General features: G+C 67.9%; 16 protein-coding genes. 7 read left to right on the top strand and 9 right to left on the bottom strand.

The features are described from left to right. The 3 genes from ACT6XY_RS18805 to ACT6XY_RS18795 all read left to right on the top strand — a co-directional run. Nucleotides 1-541: tellurite resistance TerB family protein (locus tag ACT6XY_RS18805; RefSeq protein WP_444749851.1), on the top strand; the 541-nt coding region annotated here is incomplete at its 5' end. 116 nt (nucleotides 542-657) lie between these two features. Then, entirely contained in the window at nucleotides 658-1,215 is a 558-nt protein-coding gene (locus ACT6XY_RS18800) for a permease (protein WP_444749850.1), read from the top strand. Continuing rightward, on the top strand, nucleotides 1,212-1,715 hold the full coding sequence (locus tag ACT6XY_RS18795; protein ID WP_444749849.1) for a hypothetical protein: 504 nt from the start codon (nucleotides 1,212-1,214) through the stop codon (nucleotides 1,713-1,715). Before ACT6XY_RS18800 ends, ACT6XY_RS18795 begins: the two co-directional genes overlap by 4 nt. A gap of 115 nt (nucleotides 1,716-1,830) precedes the next feature. Here ACT6XY_RS18795 and ACT6XY_RS18790 read toward each other — a convergent pair whose 3' ends face one another. Genes ACT6XY_RS18790 through ACT6XY_RS18780 form a run of 3 tightly spaced genes read right to left on the bottom strand, consistent with a single transcriptional unit; the run spans nucleotide 1,831 to nucleotide 3,701 of the window. Next, complete coding sequence (locus ACT6XY_RS18790) at nucleotides 1,831-3,012, bottom strand: pyridoxal phosphate-dependent aminotransferase (RefSeq protein WP_444749848.1); 1,182 nt, start codon at nucleotides 3,010-3,012, stop codon at nucleotides 1,831-1,833. A gap of 30 nt (nucleotides 3,013-3,042) precedes the next feature. Then, nucleotides 3,043-3,432: a type II toxin-antitoxin system VapC family toxin gene (locus tag ACT6XY_RS18785; protein WP_444749847.1), complete on the bottom strand. Its 390-nt coding sequence runs from the start codon at nucleotides 3,430-3,432 to the stop codon at nucleotides 3,043-3,045. After that, on the bottom strand, nucleotides 3,429-3,701 hold the full coding sequence (locus ACT6XY_RS18780) for a hypothetical protein (protein WP_444749846.1): 273 nt from the start codon (nucleotides 3,699-3,701) through the stop codon (nucleotides 3,429-3,431). The genes ACT6XY_RS18785 and ACT6XY_RS18780 overlap by 4 nt, the downstream gene beginning before the upstream one ends. Nucleotides 3,702-3,882: 181 nt before the next feature. Here ACT6XY_RS18780 and ACT6XY_RS18775 point away from each other — a divergent pair, with 181 nt between their 5' ends. The 3 genes from ACT6XY_RS18775 to ACT6XY_RS18765 all read left to right on the top strand — a co-directional run bounded on the left by ACT6XY_RS18775 (nucleotide 3,883) and on the right by ACT6XY_RS18765 (nucleotide 7,783). Continuing rightward, nucleotides 3,883-5,685 (top strand): IlvD/Edd family dehydratase, encoded by a 1,803-nt coding sequence (locus ACT6XY_RS18775; protein ID WP_444749845.1) that lies wholly within the window; start codon nucleotides 3,883-3,885, stop codon nucleotides 5,683-5,685. A 101-nt stretch (nucleotides 5,686-5,786) separates the two neighbouring features. Beyond that, nucleotides 5,787-6,620, top strand: coding sequence for an isocitrate lyase/PEP mutase family protein (locus tag ACT6XY_RS18770; RefSeq protein ID WP_444749844.1), 834 nt, complete (start codon nucleotides 5,787-5,789; stop codon nucleotides 6,618-6,620). 14 nt (nucleotides 6,621-6,634) lie between these two features. Then, the gene (locus ACT6XY_RS18765; RefSeq protein ID WP_444749843.1) at nucleotides 6,635-7,783 is read left to right on the top strand and encodes a GNAT family N-acetyltransferase; all 1,149 of its coding nucleotides are present in this window, start codon (nucleotides 6,635-6,637) and stop codon (nucleotides 7,781-7,783) included. Nucleotides 7,784-7,802: 19 nt separating this feature from the next. On the opposite strand, the gene ACT6XY_RS18760 is transcribed toward ACT6XY_RS18765, so the two are convergent. The 6 genes from ACT6XY_RS18760 to otnK all read right to left on the bottom strand — a co-directional run bounded on the left by ACT6XY_RS18760 (nucleotide 7,803) and on the right by otnK (nucleotide 16,223). Then, nucleotides 7,803-8,036, bottom strand: coding sequence for a hypothetical protein (locus ACT6XY_RS18760; RefSeq protein WP_444749842.1), 234 nt, complete (start codon nucleotides 8,034-8,036; stop codon nucleotides 7,803-7,805). Between the two features lie 103 nt (nucleotides 8,037-8,139). Continuing rightward, entirely contained in the window at nucleotides 8,140-9,264 is a 1,125-nt protein-coding gene (locus ACT6XY_RS18755; protein WP_444749841.1) for a serine hydrolase domain-containing protein, read from the bottom strand. A 517-nt stretch (nucleotides 9,265-9,781) separates the two neighbouring features. Then, nucleotides 9,782-13,312: an indolepyruvate ferredoxin oxidoreductase family protein gene (locus ACT6XY_RS18750; RefSeq protein WP_444749840.1), complete on the bottom strand. Its 3,531-nt coding sequence runs from the start codon at nucleotides 13,310-13,312 to the stop codon at nucleotides 9,782-9,784. Nucleotides 13,313-13,532: 220 nt separating this feature from the next. Next, nucleotides 13,533-14,318: a hydroxypyruvate isomerase family protein gene (locus tag ACT6XY_RS18745; RefSeq protein WP_444749839.1), complete on the bottom strand. Its 786-nt coding sequence runs from the start codon at nucleotides 14,316-14,318 to the stop codon at nucleotides 13,533-13,535. A 7-nt stretch (nucleotides 14,319-14,325) separates the two neighbouring features. Further along, nucleotides 14,326-14,970: a 3-oxo-tetronate 4-phosphate decarboxylase gene (gene otnC / locus ACT6XY_RS18740; protein ID WP_444749838.1), complete on the bottom strand. Its 645-nt coding sequence runs from the start codon at nucleotides 14,968-14,970 to the stop codon at nucleotides 14,326-14,328. Continuing rightward, nucleotides 14,967-16,223 (bottom strand): 3-oxo-tetronate kinase, encoded by a 1,257-nt coding sequence (otnK, locus tag ACT6XY_RS18735; protein ID WP_444749837.1) that lies wholly within the window; start codon nucleotides 16,221-16,223, stop codon nucleotides 14,967-14,969. The genes otnC and otnK overlap by 4 nt, the downstream gene beginning before the upstream one ends. Before the next feature lie 211 nt (nucleotides 16,224-16,434). Here otnK and ACT6XY_RS18730 point away from each other — a divergent pair. Continuing rightward, nucleotides 16,435-16,901, top strand: a 467-nt coding sequence (locus ACT6XY_RS18730; protein ID WP_444749836.1) for a hypothetical protein, incomplete at its 3' end; no start/stop codon positions are given.

Genomic DNA, 16,901 nt, shown 5'->3' with positions numbered 1-16,901 from the left:
CGCCGGCACGGCGGCGCGACTCGGTGGGCTCGCGGCCATCGGCGGCCTCGCCTATGTGGCGCTGCGCAATTACCAGCAGGGCAAGCCGGTGGTGCAGGGCACGATCGACGACGTGTCCTCGCTGCTCGGCATGGGCAAGGCGCCGGAAGGTTTCGCCGAGGCCGGCGGCACCATCGAGGACACGGCCGAGATCCTGCTCCGGGCCATGGTGGCGGCCGCCTATGCGGACGGCGAGATGAGCCCGGACGAGCGGGCGATGATCGTCGGCCAGCTCGATTCCATGGGCCTCGGCCAGGCGGAGAAGAGCTTCCTCGACGGGGTCCTCGCCGCTCCGGTGAGCATCAAGATTCTCGCCGCGTCCTGCACCACCGACGAGATGAAGGCGCAGGCCTATATCGCCGCCCATCTCGGCATGAACGTCGATACGGCGGCGGAAGCGAAGTTCCTGCAGGACTTCGCCCAGGCCCTCGGCCTCGAGGCCTCGCTGGTCGCCCATCTCGACCAGGCCGCAGCCGAAGCCAAGGCCGCCTCCGCGGCCTGATGCGGCCCTGCACGCCTGATGCGCCGGAGCGATGGTTCCGGCGCATCGGGACGGCCCCTATGGTGGCGTGATCGTCCCTCCACCCGGACCGTCACCGTCCGTGCCCGGCACCGCATTTGTCATCGCAGCCTGAGCTCCCTCCGAAGAAGCCGCGCACCCTCATCGACGGCTCGACGCTGTTCGTGCTGGCGCTCGTCCTCGCCGGCGCCAGCTTGGTCTTCATGCGCGACGGCTGGCCGGGGGTCACGCACATCCTCGCCGAGGATTCCTGGCTCTTCCTCGACATCCTGCCGAAAGTGCTGGCCGGCTGCCTGATCGGCGCCTTCGTAGCGGCGGTGCTGCCGCGCGAGTTCGTGTCGCGATGGATCGGCGGCGATTCCGGCGTCACCGGCCTCGTCATCGCCACCGCTATCGGTGCGATCATGCCGGGCGGCCCCTTCACCATCTATCCGCTGGCCGGCGCGCTGCTCGCCGTGGGCGCTGGCGTCGGACCGGCCGTCGCCTTCGTCACGAGCTGGACCCTGATCGGCCTCAACCGCGCGATCATCTGGGAGGCGCCCTTCCTCGGCGTCGATTTCGTGACGACACGCATGCTCGTCTCGCTGCCGCTGCCTATCGTCGCCGGCCTCCTCGCCCACTGGCTGGCGCGGGTGGTTCCGGGAGGGCCGCGATGAGCGCCACCCTCGCCGTCAGCCTGTCGCTCTGGGTGATCGCCGCGATCCTGGCGCTGGTCGCCTGGCGACAGGGGACGGCGGTCCTGAGCGAGGCGAGTCGCAGCGGCTTGCTCGACTTCCTCTACCTGATCCCGCGCCTCGCCATCGGCGTGATCGGGGCGGGCTTCCTCGCCGCCCTGTTGCCGCAGGACGTAGTGCGCTCCTGGCTCGGGCCGGAGTCAGGCATCAGCGGCCTGTTTCTGGCGACGCTGGCCGGCGCCATCACCCCTGGCGGGCCGGTGATCGGCTTCGCCATCGGCGCCTCCGCGCTGAAGAGCGGAGCCGGCTATCTCGCGGTGATGACCTACGTGACCGCCTGGGCGCTCTTCGCGTTCCAGCGGCTGATCGTCTGGGAGTTGCCGGTCATGCCGACACGCGTCGTCTGGCTGCGCGTCGCCGCCTCGCTGCCGCTGCCGATCCTCACCGCGCTGGGCGTCATGCTGCTGACGGGGCGGGGGTAGGGCCAGACGTCGCCAGACGTCTCGTCGTGCCCGGGCTTGGCCCGGGCATCCACGACGGATCGGTCTGTGGACGCCCGGCGGGCGTCTCGCGGAACCTCAATGCCGACTGTCGGCCTCAGCTGTTCCGCCGCTCGAGGAACCCCTTCATGCGGTCGAGGGCCTTGAGGATGTTCTCCGACGAGTTGGCATAGCTCAGCCGGATGTAGCCCTCGCCGTGGACGCCGAAATCCGGCCCGCCGATGGTGGCGACGCCCGCATCCTCCAGCAGGGCGGATGCCAGCGGCTTCGCCTTCCAGCCGGTCTCCTTGATGTTCGGGAAGGCATAGAAGGCGCCCTTCGGCACGATGCAGGAGACACCGGGCAGCTTGTTCAGCCCCTCGACCACCAGCTTCCGGCGGGCGTCGAACTCGGCGACCATCCTGCCCACCGCGTCTTGCGGCCCGGTGAGGGCCTCCAGCGCGGCGAATTGCGAGGGGGCGTTGACGCAGGAGAAGGAGTTCACCGCGAGCTTGCGGGCATAGTCGTAGAGCTTGCCCGGCCAGATGGAATAGCCGAGGCGCCAGCCGGTCATGGCGTAGGTCTTGGACCAGCCGTTGAGCAGGATCGTGCGGTCGCGGATGGAGGGATAGGAGAGGAGGCACACGTGCTCCTCGCCATCATAGACCATCTGGTCGTAGATCTCGTCCGACATGATGGCGACGTCGGGGAAGCGCTCCATGCCGGCGACGAGCTTGTCGATCTCTGTCTTGGGCGTGACGCCGCCGGTCGGGTTCGCCGGCGAGTTGACGATGACCAGGCGGGTCTTCGGCGTGATGAGCGAGAGGAGCTCGTCGGCGGAGAAGGCGAAGCCGTTTTCCTCGCGGATCGGCACCGGGATCGGGGTCGCGCCGGTATATTCGATCATCGAGCGGTAGATCGGAAAGCCCGGATCGGGATAGAGGATCTCCGCGCCCGGCTCGCCGAACATCAGGATCGCCATGAACATGGTGACCTTGCCGCCGGGGACGATCATCACCTCTTCGGGCGAGACCGACACCTTGAAGCGGCGGTCGAGATCGGCCGCCACCGCCTCGCGCAGGGGGAGGATGCCGTTGGCCGGGGTGTAGCCGTGATGGCCGTCGCGGATCGCCTTGATGGCGGCCTCTGTGATGTTCTCGGGGGTGGCGAAATCCGGCTGGCCGATGCCGAGATTGATGACGTCCTTGCCGGAGCGCATCAGCGCGGTGGCGCGGGCGAGGACGGCGAAGGCGTTCTCCTCGCCGATGCGGTCGAAATTGGCGACGGTCTGAAAGGTCATGGAGCGTTTCCGGATGGCGTCACGGCCGCGCTAGAGGGCGACCTTCACATCCGTATGCCGGAAGTCGTCGCCCTTGAACAGGAGAGGACAATCGAGGTGCTTCGCCGTCGCATAGCTGATGCAGTCGCCGAAGTTGAGCGCCGCCGGGTGACCTGTTCCGCGGCCGTAGCGGACGAAGGCATCGGCGGCGAGGCGGGCGACGGGCTTGTCGAGGGGGATCAAGGTGACCTTCGCAACCTCGATCAGTTGGTCGAGGTCCCGACGTCCCTCAATCATGTTTGACGCCACCATCGCCGCTTCGAGGTAGCAGGATGCGGGCAAAGAAGCGGATTGCGGTCCGGCGATAGCCTCCCGGTATCGCCTCGCGTCCGGTTCATTCTTCAGGATCGCGATCAAGGCGGACGTGTCGCAAAGGATCATTTGGGCAGGCCGTTTTCATCGTACATATCGGCCTCGAAACCAGCCATTGCCGCTCGTTCCGCCTCGGTAATGCGTTCGGCGATCCGTCGCTGAATTTCATCGAGTGCCCTGAGCCGGCGCGCCTGCTCCTCGGGAGGCACTTCATCCGCGGGCGCCTGCTCAAGCGCTTCCACGGCCTTGGCGATCACTGCCGATGGGCCGAGCCCGCGCTGCCGCCCGATCCGCTTGATCCTTTCCTCCAGCGGCTTGTTGCGCAACGTGATGGCCATAGCTGCTCCTCCGGAAGCATATGCTTCCGCAGCATATCACACGTCGTTCTTCGCCGCATGTCCCATCCGCCGCTTTTGCCGTTGCAATCCGCCCGGCGCCGCGTTCAAATTCGGGAAACGACGACGCGGCAGGCACTTCAATCGATTTGAACGCTTCGCAGCGCAACATGGGAGGAAGGGCATGGCCCGCCGCAAGATGAAGCCCCAGAACCTGCGTTCGCGGCAGTGGTTCGACAATCCGGACAACCCGGGCATGACCGCGATCTATCTGGAACGTACGGTCAACTGGGGCCTCACCGTCGAGGAGCTGCGCTCAGGCAAGCCGATCATCGGCATCGCCCAGACCGGGTCCGACATCTCGCCCTGCAACCGACACCACATCGAGCTCGCCCAGCGCGTGCGCGACGGCATCCGCGATGCCGGCGGCATCCCCCTGGAGTTCCCGGTCCACCAGATCCAGGAGACGCTGAAGCGCCCGACGGCCGCCCTCGACCGCAACCTGCAATACCTGTCGCTGGTGGAGATCCTCTACGGCTATCCGATGGACGGCGTCGTGCTGATGACCGGCTGCGACAAGACCATGCCTGCCATGGTGATGGGCGCCGCGACGGTCAACATCCCCGCCATCGTCCTGTCGGGCGGGCCGATGCTGAACGGCTGGTGGAACGGCAAGCGCGCCGGATCCGGCACCGTCGTCTGGGAGGCCCGCAAGCTGCAGGCCGACGGCACGATCACCTACGAGGAGTTCATCGACGTCGTCACCAAGTCGGCGCCCTCCATCGGCCATTGCAACACGATGGGCACGGCCTCGACGATGAACGGGCTCGCCGAGGCGCTCGGCATGTCTCTGCCCTCCTGCGCCGCGATCCCCGCCCCCTACCGTGAGCGCGGCCAGATCTCCTATGCGACCGGCCGGCGGATCGTCGAGATGGTGTGGGAGGACCTGAAGCCCTCCGACATCCTCACCCGCAAGGCCTTCGAGAACTGCATCGTGGCGAATTCCGCCATCGGCGGCTCGACCAATGCGCCGATCCACATCAACGCCATCGCCAAGCATATCGGCGTGAAGCTCGACATCGACGACTGGGAGAAGGTCGGCCACGAGGTGCCCCTCCTGGTCAACATGCAGCCGGCCGGCGCCTATCTCGGCGAGGAGTATTTCCGCGCCGGCGGCCTGCCCGCCGTGATGAACCAGCTCCTCAAGGCCGGCAAGATCCACGGTGACGCGATCACCGCCAACGGCAAGACCATGGGCGAGAACGTCCAGGGCGCGGTGATCACCGACGAGGACGTCATCCGGCCCTACGACAAGCCGCTGGTGAAGGATGCCGGCTTCATCGTGCTGAAGGGCAACCTGTTCGACAGCGCCATCATGAAGACGAGCGTCATCTCCGCCGACTTCCGCAAGCGCTACCTGTCGAACCCCAAGGACAAGGACGCCTTCGAGGGGCGCGCCATCGTCTTCGACGGACCGGAGGACTATCACCACCGGATCGACGATCCGGCGCTTGCCATCGACGAGACCTGCGTGCTCTTCGTGCGCGGCGTCGGCCCGCTCGGCTATCCGGGCTCGGCGGAGGTGGTGAACATGCAGCCGCCGGCGGCGCTCCTCAAGAAGGGTATCCGCGACCTTCCCTGCATCGGCGACGGTCGCCAGTCCGGCACGTCGGGCTCACCCTCCATCCTCAACGCCTCGCCGGAGGCGGGCGCCAACGGTGGTCTCGCCGTGCTGAAGACAGGCGACCGGGTGCGCATCGACCTCAACAAGCGCTCGGCGAATATCCTCATCTCGGAGGAGGAGTTCGCCGCCCGCATGGCCGAGCTCAAGGCCAATGGCGGCTACAAGGTGCCGAAGAGCCAGACTCCCTGGCAGGAGATCCAGCGCTCGATGGTGAGCCAGCTCTCCGACGGCATGGTCCTGAAGCCGGCGGTGAAGTACCAGAAGATCGCGCAGAAGCGGGGCATCCCGCGGGACAACCACTAAGGTCCCATCGCCTCCGGCGATCCCTGCCATCACCAAAACACGATTGTCGCGCGGTCCCGGCCGCGCGACTTTTGCATTCGGGGCCTAAAGGGGGACGAGCCATGGATGCCTCGCCGCAACGCGCCGTCTTCCGCCGCCTGCACGAGAGCGGCTGCTTCGTCATTCCCAATCCCTGGGACATCGGCACGGCGATGATGCTGAAGCATCTCGGCTTCAAGGCGCTCGCCACCACGTCCTCCGGCTTCTCCTTCTCGCGCGGCCTCCCCGACACGGACTGGGCGGTGCCGCGCGACATGGCGCTCGCCCATATCGCCGAGATCGTGCGCGCGACGGACCTACCGGTGAACGCCGACTTCGAATCCGGTTATGCGCGCGATCCTGATGGGGTCGCCGAGAGCTGTCGCCTCTGCGCCGCGACCGGTGTCGCCGGCCTCTCCATCGAGGACCACGGCGATACGGCGGAAGAGGTGATTTATCCCTTCGACCTCGCGGTGGATCGCGTCCGCGCCGCGGCGGAGGCGCTGAAGGGCACCGGCGTGCTGCTGACGGCGCGCTGCGAGGCGCATCTCTTTGGGTTGCCCGATGCGCAGGCAATGGTGCTGAAGCGGCTCGTCGCCTATGCGGAGGCGGGCGCAGACGTGCTCTATGCGCCGGGGCTGAGAACCCACGAGCAAATCCGCGAGGTGGTCGCGGCAGTGGCACCGAAGCCCGTCAACGTCCTGATCTCCGCGCCCATCGGCCTCACCGTGGCGGATGCCGCCGCCCTCGGCGTGCGCCGCATCTCCGTCGGCTCGGCGCTGGCGCGGGCCGCCTGGGGCGGGTTCCTCAAGGCTGCCCGTGAGCTCGCCGCCGATGGCAGTTTCGAGGCGCTGGCGGCGGCCGAGCCCTTCGGCGCGCTGAACGGCTTCTTCCGTACCCATCATCCGCAGTCCTGACCGGAGCATCCCCCTTGAGCGCGCCTGAATTCGGCTTCGCCGTCGACACGACGCCGGCGCCCCGCCCGACCCACGTCATCCTCGAAGGCCGCTACTGCCGTCTCCGCCCGCTCGATCCGGACCGCGATACTGACGGCCTCTACGCCCTGTCCCACGGCCCTGAGGCCGCCTGGCAGTGGGCCTATCTCTTCTCCGGTCCTTATGCCGACAAGACGGACTTCGCCGCCCACGTCGCGAAAATCGCCGCCGGTCCGGCGGACCCTGTCTACTGGGCCATCGCCGACAAGGACGACCGCGCCATCGGCTGGCTGTCGCTGATGCGCATCGACACCACCCACCGCGTCATCGAAGTGGGCTCCATCCTCTACACGCCGGCCCTGCAGCGCACGCCGGCGGCGACGGAAGCGCAGTTCCTGATGATGCGCCACGTCTTCGAGACGCTCGGCTACCGTCGCTACGAATGGAAGTGCAACGACCTGAATGCCCCGTCCAAAAAGGCCGCGGTGCGCTTCGGCTTCACGTTCGAGGGCCTGTTCCGCCAGCACATGATCGCCAAGGGCGCCAACCGCGACACCGCCTGGTACTCCATGCTGGACTGCGAGTGGCCGCAGCGGCGCCTCGCCTTCACCCGCTGGCTCTCGCCCGACAATTTCGATGCCGACGGCCGGCAGAAGGTCAGCCTCGCCGTGATGAACGAGACGCTGGCGGAGGAGGGCGGCCTCGCCCTGCGCCGGGCGACGCTGCGCGACGTGCCGGCCATCGCAGCACTGAAGGAGGCGGCCTATGTGCCGAACGAAGTGCTGACCGGGAGCGTCTCGTTCCCACGCATGGTGGACTATGCCGAAGCCATCGCGACGCAGGAGATCTGGGTGGCGGAGGAGGACGGCGGACTCGCCGCCTGTGCCGTCATCGAGATGGCGGAGGAGCCGGTGATCGTCTCGCTGGCGGTTGATCCGCGCCACCACGGCAAGCGCTACGGCGACGCCATCCTGCGCTTTTCCGAGCGGCGGCTGCGCGAACTGGGAGCGCCTTACGTCACGCTATACACCAACTTCAAGCTGACGCAGCGGATCGAGTGGTACGCGCGCAGGGGCTTCGTGCGCACATCGGTGAAGGAGATGGAGGACCGCAAGGTCCAGTATATGCGAAAGGATTACGCCTGAGTCGGCGGAGGTCTGGGACTCAGTTGAAGGGCTCGGCGCGATAGGCCGAGCGCAGGAACGCGACGGTCGTCACGAGGCCGATGGCGACCCCGACCAGCGTCGCGACGAGCACGGCCTGGTCGCCGAGCTTCATGAGGCTCGCCAGCGCCCAGCCGGTGGCGCCGCCGGCACCGACGGCTTCCGACCCGACGATGGCGGTCGCGCCGAGCACGTTGACGACATTGGTCCAGTTGGTGGTTCCGGCTGCGGCCATCGGGTGTCCTATCGACGCGCGTGCATTCGACGCATGTTGTGGCGTGAAATGGGGCGCCGATCAAGCCTCGGCAAGCCCTGCGGACGCCGCGGCGTGGCCGCGCTCAGGTGCGTGCGGCCGTCACATGGCCGAAGAAGGCGTTGAACTTCGTCTGGTCCATCCATCGCGCGACCACCACCATGTCGTTCTCTGGATCGACCCAGATGATGTTGGAGCCGGCACCGAGCGCGAAGACGCTGGACTCGGACGCGTTGGAGAATCGGCTGCGGCCGCGGTTCAGCCACCAGAGATAGCCGTAGTCGCGGTTGGTGGGGGAGGGGGTCAGCATGTCGGCGATCCACCCCTTCGACAGAAGCTGGCGGCCGTTCCATTCGCCGTTGCGGCCGATGAGCAGGCCGAGGCGGGCATGGTCGAGGGCGGAGATGAAGATGCCGCCGCCCCAATGGGCACCGCCGGGCACTGACTGCACCTTGCGGCCGTCGATTTCGACCCAGGAGGTCTCGTAACCGTGCCACTTCCAGGTGTCAGAGGCGCCGATGCTGTCCATGATCCGCTCCTTCAACACCTCCGGCAGGGCGCGGCCGAAGCGGCGCAGCAGGGCGTAGGAGAGGACGTTCACGCGCACGTCGTTGTATTCGTAATGGGTGCCGGGCGTCTTCAGGGCACGCTTCTCGCCCTTGCGGCTGTTGTCGGCCCCGGCACCGATCTGGCGGTTGTGGTCGACCTGGTCGGACTTCTCGAAGATGACGCCCTCCCACTCGCTCGACTGGTGGAGGAGGTGCCGCCAGGTGATCCGGGAATTGCGGTCGCTGGAAAAATGCGGGTCGTCGAGAGTCTTCGAGACGGGATCGTCGATGGCGAAGAGGCCGTCGTCGCAGGCGATGCCGGCGAGGATGGCGAGATAGCTCTTGGCGATGGAGAAGGTCATGTCGACCCGGGCGACGTCTCCCCAGGTCGCCGCGACCTTGCCGCCGCGCACGACAACGCCGGCCGGCTTGCCGCGCGGGATCACCGGTCCGACGATGGCGCTCCAGGGGCCCGTCTCGTTCCACTCGACGATGCCGACATAGCGCCCGTCGGGGTAGTAGAGGCTCATCGGCCAGGGGCTCTCGGCCTGTTCGGCGAAAGCGGTGGCGGCCTTCAGCTTGGCCGCATCGAAACCGCTCTCGGAGGGCGCGGCGGTCTCCCAGCCGGCGGCGACGGGCGAGGGGATGAAGGTCGAGGTCATGGCGCGTCCGGGTCTGGCGATCGGGAGTTTGTCTCTGCCATGAAACAGGGGCGGTGGGTAGGCGGCCGATGGGGTTGGGCAATGCGGCGGGAGGGGGCTAGACGGTAGCGGTTGCAGCAGGACGGGCACTGCGTCCTTGAGGCTCGTTCCGGACGCTGGCGCATCGCCGGGGGTTGGTTTCTCAGGATGAAGGGGGGCGCTGCAGGGATCGCTCCCGCCGTCATCCCCGGCGAGCGAAGCGAGGGAAGGGGATCCAGGAGGGATAGGGCTCCTCGTCAACTCGATTTCGCTATCCGCCGGGCCCTCCGATTTCGGTTGGCCCCTGGACCCCCTTCCCTCGCTTCGCTCGCCGGGGGTGACGGAAGGGTCCCGCCCTTGGGCGCGGTGCAGCGCCCAACCGCCCTCATCCTGAGGTGCGAGCGCATAGCGAGAGGCGGACGCATCTCGCGTCCGCTCGAGGCTATGGTGAGCCTCGAAGGACGCACTGGCGTCGTGCAGGTCGTCAGCCGGCCGGGTTTCACTCCGCCGCCAGCTTGACCTCCGGCTTGGGACCGGCGCGGAAGTCGGCGAGGAGCGCCGCCTCCTCCTTCTTCGCCACGTCGAGATGGCGCGCCTTCACATGGCCGAAACCGCGGATCTTCTCCGGGATCGAGGCGAGGCCGACCGCGAGGGCGTGGTTGTCGGGCGTCAGTTTCGCGACGATCTCGGCCACCAGTGCCTCGTAATCCTTGATCAGCTGCCGCTCCGTGCGCCGCTCGTGGGTGTAGCCGAAGACGTCGAAGGCGGTGCCGCGCAGGCCCTTGAGGGATGCGAGCACGCGGTAGGCGGTCATCATCCAGGGACCGAAGCTCATCTTGCGCGGCACGCCGGTCTGCGGGTCGGCCTTGGCGAGAAGCGGCGGGGCGAGGTGGAACTCGAAGGTGAGGTCCTTGCCGTCGAAGGCCTTGGCCACCTGCTTGAGGAAATTGCCGTCGGTGTAGAGACGGGCGACCTCGTACTCGTCCTTGTAGGCCATCAGCTTGTAGAGATAGCGCGCCACCGCCTCCGTAAGGCCCTGGCGGCCGGGCGCCTTTTCGGCCTCCGCCTTGCGGACGGTGTCGACCAGGCCCTGGTAGCGCGCCGCATAGGCGGCGTTCTGGTAGCGGGTGAGCTGGTCCACGCGGCGGGCGATGATCTCCTCGAGCGAGGAGGACAGCTTCTCCACGCCGCTCGGGGCCGTCACCGGGGCAACGAGAGCCTCGACAGCGGCCCGGTCATGGGCGCAGAGCCGGCCCCATCGGAAGGCGGTGATGTTCATCTTCACCGCCTCGCCGTTGAGCTCGATCGCCCGCTCGATGGCGGCGGCGGTCAGCGGCAGGCCGCCGATCTGGAAGGCGTAGCCGACGAGGAAGAGGTTGGTGGCGATGGAATTGCCCATCAGCGCCGTGGCGAGGCGCTGGGCGTCGACGAGGTGGGTGGTCTCGCGGCTGGCGTGGGAGATGATGGCCCGCTTCAGCCGCTCCGAGGGCAGCGAGAAATTGGCGTCGCGGGTGAACTGGCCCGGCATGCTCTCCACCGTGTTCACCACCACCTTGGTGGTCGGCTTCATGCCGGCGAGCGACTTCTTGCCGCCGGCGATGACGATGTCGCCGGAGAGAACGAGATCGGCCGAGCCGGCATGGACGCGGATGGAATGGATGTCCTCCGGCACGCGTGCGATGCGCATGTGGGAGAAGACCTCGCCGCCCTTCTGGGCGAGGCCCGCCATATCGATGAGGCCGACGCCCTTCTTCTCCAGGTGGCAGGCCATCCCGAGAATGGCGCCGACCGTGACGATACCCGTGCCGCCGACGCCCTCGATCAGCACGTTGTAGGTGTGCTCGATGGTGGGCAGGACAGGCTCGGGAAGGCCTGAAATGTCGGCATCAACCGCCATGGCCTGGCCCTTCTTAGGCTCGGCGCCGTGGACGGTGACGAAGCTCGGGCAGAAGCCCTTCACGCAGGAAAAGTCCTTGTTGCAGGACGACTGGTCGATGGTGCGCTTGCGGCCGAACTCGGTCTCCAGCGGCTGGACCGAGACGCAGTTGGAGACGACGCCGCAATCGCCGCAGCCCTCGCAGACGGCTTCGTTGATGATGACGCGCTTCACCGGATCGGGGAACGTGCCGCGCTTGCGGCGGCGGCGCTTCTCGGCGGCGCAGGTCTGGTCGTAGATGAGGACCGAGACGCCCGGAACCTCCGACAGTTCGCGCTGGATCTGGTCGAGGTCGTCGCGGTGGTCTATGGAGGTGCCGGTCGGGAAGGCGACGCCGTGGCCGGCATATTTGCCGGGCTCATCGGTGACGATGGCGATGCGCTCGACGCCCTCGGCGCGCATCTGCGCGGCGATCATCGGCATGGTGAGGCCGCCCTCGTGGCGCTGGCCCCCGGTCATGGCAACGGCGTCGTTGAAGAGGATCTTGTAGGTAATGTTGACCTTCGAGGCGACGGCGAAGCGGATCGCCAGCGAACCCGAATGGTTGTAGGTGCCGTCGCCGAGGTTCTGGAAGACGTGGCCGCGCCTGGAGAACGGCGCCTCGCCGACCCAGTTGGCGCCCTCGCCGCCCATCTGGGTGAACCCTTCCGTGTTCCGGTCCATCCACAGCGCCATGTAGTGGCAGCCGATGCCGGCGTAGGCGCGCATGCCCTCGGGCACGACGGTGGAGGTGTTGTGCGGGCAGCCCGAGCAGAAATAGGGAATGCGCGTGGCGATGATCGGCGTCGTCTTCAGGACCTCCTGTGCGCCCTTCAGGCGGGCGACATTGGCGGCGACCTGGTCGTTGTGGCCGACATGCTTCAGAACGCGGTCGCCGATGCAGATGGCGACGTCGTTGGAATCGAGTGCTCCGTGGACGGGGAAGAGCCACTCGCCCTTTTCGTCCTTCTTGCCGATGACGATCGGCTGGTGGACGTGGCCGTAGAGCTCCTCGCGGACCTGCACCTCGATGAGCGAGCGCTTCTCCTCGACGACGATGACGAGGTCGAGGCCGGTGACGAAGGCGCGCAGCTCCGCCGGGTCGAGCGGCCAGGGGCAGGCGATCTTGAACAGGCGGATGCCGAGGTCGTTGGCCTTCACTTCGTCGATGCCGAGCTCGTCGAAGGCCTGGCGGACGTCGAGATAGCTCTTGCCGGTGGTGATGATGCCGATCTTCGGCTGGCGGCCGCCGGAGGTGATGATGCGGTTGAGCTTGTTCGCCTTGATGAAGGCGAGGGCGGCAGCCCGCTTGTACATGTGCAGGCGCATCTCCTGCTCGTGCCGGTCGTCGTTCGGCCGGATGGAGACGCCGCCCGGCGGCATGACGAAGTCCTCGTCGCCCGGCAGGACAATGTTGATGCGGTCGACGGCACCGTCCACGACGCCGGTGGATTCCACCGTGTCCTTCATGCATTTCAGCGCCGTCCAGACGCCGGCATAGCGCGACATGGCCCAGCCGTAGAGGCCGTAGTCGAGGATCTCCTGCGCCCCGGCGGGATTCAGGATCGGCATCATCACGTCGACGAAGTGGAACTCAGACTGGTGGGCGACGGTGGAGGATTCCGCCGTGTGGTCGTCGCCCATGAGGGCGAGGACGCCGCCGTTCGGAGAGGTGCCCGCGAGATTGGCGTGGCGGAAGACGTCGCCGGAACGGTCGACGCCCGGCCCCTTGCCGTACCAGACGCCGAAGACACCGTCGAAGCGGCCTTCGCCGCGCATCTCCGCCTGCTGCGTGCCCCAGACGGCGGTGGCGGCGAGATCCTCGTTGAGGCCCGGCGTGAAGATGACGTCGCTGGCAAGGAGGTTGCGCTGGGCCTTGAAGAAGGCCTGGTCGAGGCCGCCCAACGGCGAGCCGCGATAGCCGGAGACGAAACCGGCGGTGTTGAGCCCGGCGCGCCGGTCGCGCTCCTTCTGCATCAACGTCAGGCGGACGAGCGCCTGCACGCCGGTGAGAAAGACGCGCTCCTTGGCGAGATCATACTTGTCGTCGAGCGAGACGTCGTCGAAACGGATGAAATTGGCGAGATCGGCGGATGCGGGGGGAACCTTCGCCATCGCGCGCTCCTCTGGATCGGCGGGGCCGAAGCCACGCCATCGGGATGTGGAGGACGGCCTTGGATCACCGTCCTTAGGTCAAGAACGCTGTCACATTGGAATCGTTCTGTCGATTTCGTTCTCGGCAGGGCGGGCGCAACGAGATTGCGCAACAGCTTGACGCCAAAGGCAATTTTGCTGCGCTGCACACAAAGTGTCCGCGCCTGCGCAAGAGGCGGCGTCAGCCGAGGCTGACGCCGAGCGCCTTCACCCAGGTGAGCCCGGCGTCGGTGTCGCCGCGCGGCCGGTATTCCGCCCCGACCCAGCCGGCATAGCCCTTTTCGTCCAGGGCCTTGAAGATGGCGGGGAAGTGGATCTCGCCCTCGTCGGGCTCGGCCCGGCTCGGCACGGCGGCGATCTGGACATGGCCGATATGAGGCCACCAGGTGGAGAGGTTGGTGAGGACGTCGCCCTCGGCGCAGCCGACATGGAAGACGTCGAACATGATCTTGACGTTGGGCTTGCCGACGCGGGCGATGATCTCGCCGGCGCCGCGCAGGGTCGAATAGAAATAGCCGGGCGCGGCCCGCGGGCTCAGCGGCTCGAGCAGCAGCGTGATGCCGTGGGCGGCGGCCTTGTCGGCGGCGACCGACAGGTTCTCCACCAGCGTGCTCGTCGCCGCGGGCCGGTCGGCGGGCTTCACCATGCCGGCCATGGCGTGGATGGCCTTGCCGCCGGCCGCGACCTGCCAGGCGATGGCCTGGTCGACGGCGTCCTGGAACTCCGCCTCGCGGCCGGGGAGGGCGCCGAGGCCGTTCTCGCCCTTCGCCGTGTCGCCCTTCACCGTGTTGACGCCGAGCATGGTGAGGCCGAGGCGCTCGCAGGCGGCGCGCACGGCCTTCGGATCGGTGTCGTAGGGCCAGTGCATCTCGACGGCGCGGAAGCCGGCCCTGGCCGCAGCCTCGATCTGGTCGAGAAGCGGCATGCCCTGCCACAGGAAGCCGAGATTGGCGGAAAAGCGCGGCATGGGTGTCCTATCCCCTGAGCTTGAACGTCGCCTCGAGGTCGGCGATCTCTTGTGATGCGAGGTGGCGAACCCTCATGCCGCGGGTGAGGAGGACGAGACGCGCGGTCTCCTCCAGTTCCTCCATGGCGAAGACCGCCGCCTCGAGGCTCGTGCCGGCCACCACGGGCCCGTGGTTGCCGAGCAGGATGGCGGGATGGTCCGGCGCCTTCTCGCGGATCAGCGGGGCGACGTCGGCCGAACCGGGCCGCGTATAGGGCACGACCGGCACCTTGCCGACGCGCATGACCACATAGGGCGTGATCGGCGGGATGGCGTCGTTCGGGTCGGTGTCGGCGAGGCAGGAGAGGGCGGTGGCGTGGGTGGAGTGGAGATGAACCACCGCGCGCGCGTGGGCGCGCGCCTGGTAGAAGGCGAAGTGCAGCGGAAGTTCCTTGGTGGGCGGATCGCCGGCGACGAGCCGGCCCTCGCCGTCGAGCTTCGACAGCCGGTCGGCGTCGAGGAAGCCGAGGCAGGAATTGGTGGGCGTGAAGAGATAGCCGTCGTCGAGGCGGACGCTGAGATTGCCGGAGGAGCCCGGCGTCAGCCCGCGGTCGAACAGCGACTTGCCCCAGCGCACCAGGCCCTCACGCGCCGCCTTTTCCTCGCCGGTCATGCGTCACCGAGGGCGGCGAGCGCCTTGTCGTAGAAGTCGAGGGCGCCGAAATTGCCGCTCTTGAGCGCAAGGCGGATGGGTCGCGGGCCCTCGGCCGCGAGCGCCGGGACGCCGGGATCGATCTCCGGGCCGATGTGGAAGCGGTCGACCTCCAGCGCGGTGACGACGGCGCCCGAGGTCTCGCCGCCGCCGACCACCAGTCGGGCGACGCCGGCGTCTGCCAGCATCACGGCGAGATCGCCGAAGAAGCCCTCGATGGCCCCGGCGACCTCGTCCTTGCCGTAGCGCTCCTGCGCGGCCTTCACCTCGGACGGATCGGCGGAGGAATAGACCATGGGGGCGTGGCCGATGCGCTCCATGACGTGGTCGAATGCCTTCCGCGCGGTCATGGCTCCGCTCATGACCTCGTCCGGCATGACGGCGAGGCCTGGATGGCGGGCGGTGTAGGCCTTCACCTGCGCGCGCGACTGGGTCGAGCAGGAGCCGGAGATGACGGCGGCCGCTCCCCGCCCCGCCGTGAAGCTCGTTCCCCGGCCGGAGAGCAGGCCCTTCTTGCGGAAGTTCTCGGGCAGGCCGAGGGCGATGCCCGAGCCGCCGGTGACGAGTTTCGCCCCGCCGATGGCGCCGCCGATGGCGAGGAGGTCGTCGTCGGCCACCGCGTCGACCACGGCGAGGCGACGGCCCGCCTTCGCCTCTTCCGCAAGGGCGATCTGGATCGCGTCGAAGCCCTGGCGGACGACCGAGAAGGGCACCAGCCCGACCTCGCCCTTCGTCTGGTGCGAGAGCCAGCGCCGGATGTCGGGATCGGTCATCGGGGTGAGCGGATGGTTCTGCATGCCGCTCTCGGAGAGCAGGACCCCGCCGACGAACAGATGGCCGTTGAACAGCGTCCGTCCGGTGGCCGGGAAGACCGGGCAGACGACCGCCACGTCGGCTCCGAGCCGCTCGACCAGAGCCTCGGCGACAGGGCCGATATTGCCCTCCTTCGTGGAGTCGAAGGTCGAGCAGTACTTGAACAGGATCTGGGTGCAGCCCTGTGCCAGCAACCATTCGCAGGCGGCGAGCGACTGGGCGACGCCCTGGGCGACGGGGATGGTGCGGCTCTTCAGGGCGACGACACCGGCCTCGCATTCGGCCGGCGCAGCGCCGTCGGGGATGCCGACGAACTGCATGGTCGCCATGCCGCCCTTGGCGAGCGTGTTGGCGAGGTCGCTCGCGCCGGTAAAGTCGTCAGCGATGCAGCCGAGAAGCATGGGTCCGCCCTGATTTCTTGTCCTTGAACCAAGGTCTAGCGGTTTGGCTCCACCCCGGCAAATCTTGCCGTGCAGGGCAGGGTTTTCCCCGCAGGTGGCACCTGCGCACCGGCGAGGGTCGTTGGAATCGCACGTCTTTCGCCGCCGGGGGCGGTGGCCCGCCGCTTGCTGACGTCATCGACAGGTCGTTTTCGATCGCATGAGGCAATTCGTGGCAAGCTCGTCGGCTTCCTCTTCCATCAGCAGCGCGCAGCAGGCGCCCGCGGTCGCGCGCCCGAGCCAGGCGTCGCGCTCATCCGGCGCGTCCAGCTCCTTTGCCGAGGCGCTGGATGCGATGGAGCGCCAGCTCGGCGAGCCGGTTCGCGCCAACCGTCCGGCGCGTCATCAGGCGACGAAGCCGGCTGCTGTCGAAGGCGCTCCCGCCATCGAGCAGGCAACGCCCCAGGCCGCCCCACAGGGCGAGCCGCAGGCGGCCCCGACAACGCCGGACGCCGCTGCCGCGGCGACCATCGTGCGGGAGGCCTCGAAGCCCGTGGCGGGCGAGGACAAGACCTCCGCCGAGGGCAAGGGCGAGGCTGAGGGGGAGAAGCAGGACGCCGTCGCGGTCGATGCCCAGCCCCAGCCCGTCGCGGAGGTTCAGGCCAGCACCACGCCCGTGGCGCCGCCGACCGCGCCGGC

This window comes from Phreatobacter sp. (assembly GCF_052440005.1).
GTDB lineage: Bacteria > Pseudomonadota > Alphaproteobacteria > Rhizobiales > Phreatobacteraceae > Phreatobacter.
The sequence above is the reverse complement of the archived record's forward strand: the minus strand, read 5'-3'. Positions and strand labels throughout refer to the sequence as shown.

What these genes read in the sequence shown, in the direction of transcription:
- otnK (WP_444749837.1), bottom strand. Translation starts at nt 16,223, where the DNA reads ATGCTTCTCGGCTGCATCGCTGACGACTTTACCGGCGCGAGCGACCTC.
- ACT6XY_RS18780 (WP_444749846.1), bottom strand. Translation starts at nt 3,701, where the DNA reads ATGGCCATCACGTTGCGCAACAAGCCGCTGGAGGAAAGGATCAAGCGG.
- ACT6XY_RS18755 (WP_444749841.1), bottom strand. Translation starts at nt 9,264, where the DNA reads ATGACCTCGACCTTCATCCCCTCGCCCGTCGCCGCCGGCTGGGAGACC.
- ACT6XY_RS18770 (WP_444749844.1), top strand. Translation starts at nt 5,787, where the DNA reads ATGGATGCCTCGCCGCAACGCGCCGTCTTCCGCCGCCTGCACGAGAGC.
- ACT6XY_RS18795 (WP_444749849.1), top strand. Translation starts at nt 1,212, where the DNA reads ATGAGCGCCACCCTCGCCGTCAGCCTGTCGCTCTGGGTGATCGCCGCG.
- ACT6XY_RS18785 (WP_444749847.1), bottom strand. Translation starts at nt 3,432, where the DNA reads ATGATCCTTTGCGACACGTCCGCCTTGATCGCGATCCTGAAGAATGAA.
- otnC (WP_444749838.1), bottom strand. Translation starts at nt 14,970, where the DNA reads ATGACCGGCGAGGAAAAGGCGGCGCGTGAGGGCCTGGTGCGCTGGGGC.
- ACT6XY_RS18760 (WP_444749842.1), bottom strand. Translation starts at nt 8,036, where the DNA reads ATGGCCGCAGCCGGAACCACCAACTGGACCAATGTCGTCAACGTGCTC.
- ACT6XY_RS18745 (WP_444749839.1), bottom strand. Translation starts at nt 14,318, where the DNA reads ATGCCGCGCTTTTCCGCCAATCTCGGCTTCCTGTGGCAGGGCATGCCG.
- ACT6XY_RS18775 (WP_444749845.1), top strand. Translation starts at nt 3,883, where the DNA reads ATGGCCCGCCGCAAGATGAAGCCCCAGAACCTGCGTTCGCGGCAGTGG.
- ACT6XY_RS18790 (WP_444749848.1), bottom strand. Translation starts at nt 3,012, where the DNA reads ATGACCTTTCAGACCGTCGCCAATTTCGACCGCATCGGCGAGGAGAAC.
- ACT6XY_RS18750 (WP_444749840.1), bottom strand. Translation starts at nt 13,312, where the DNA reads ATGGCGAAGGTTCCCCCCGCATCCGCCGATCTCGCCAATTTCATCCGT.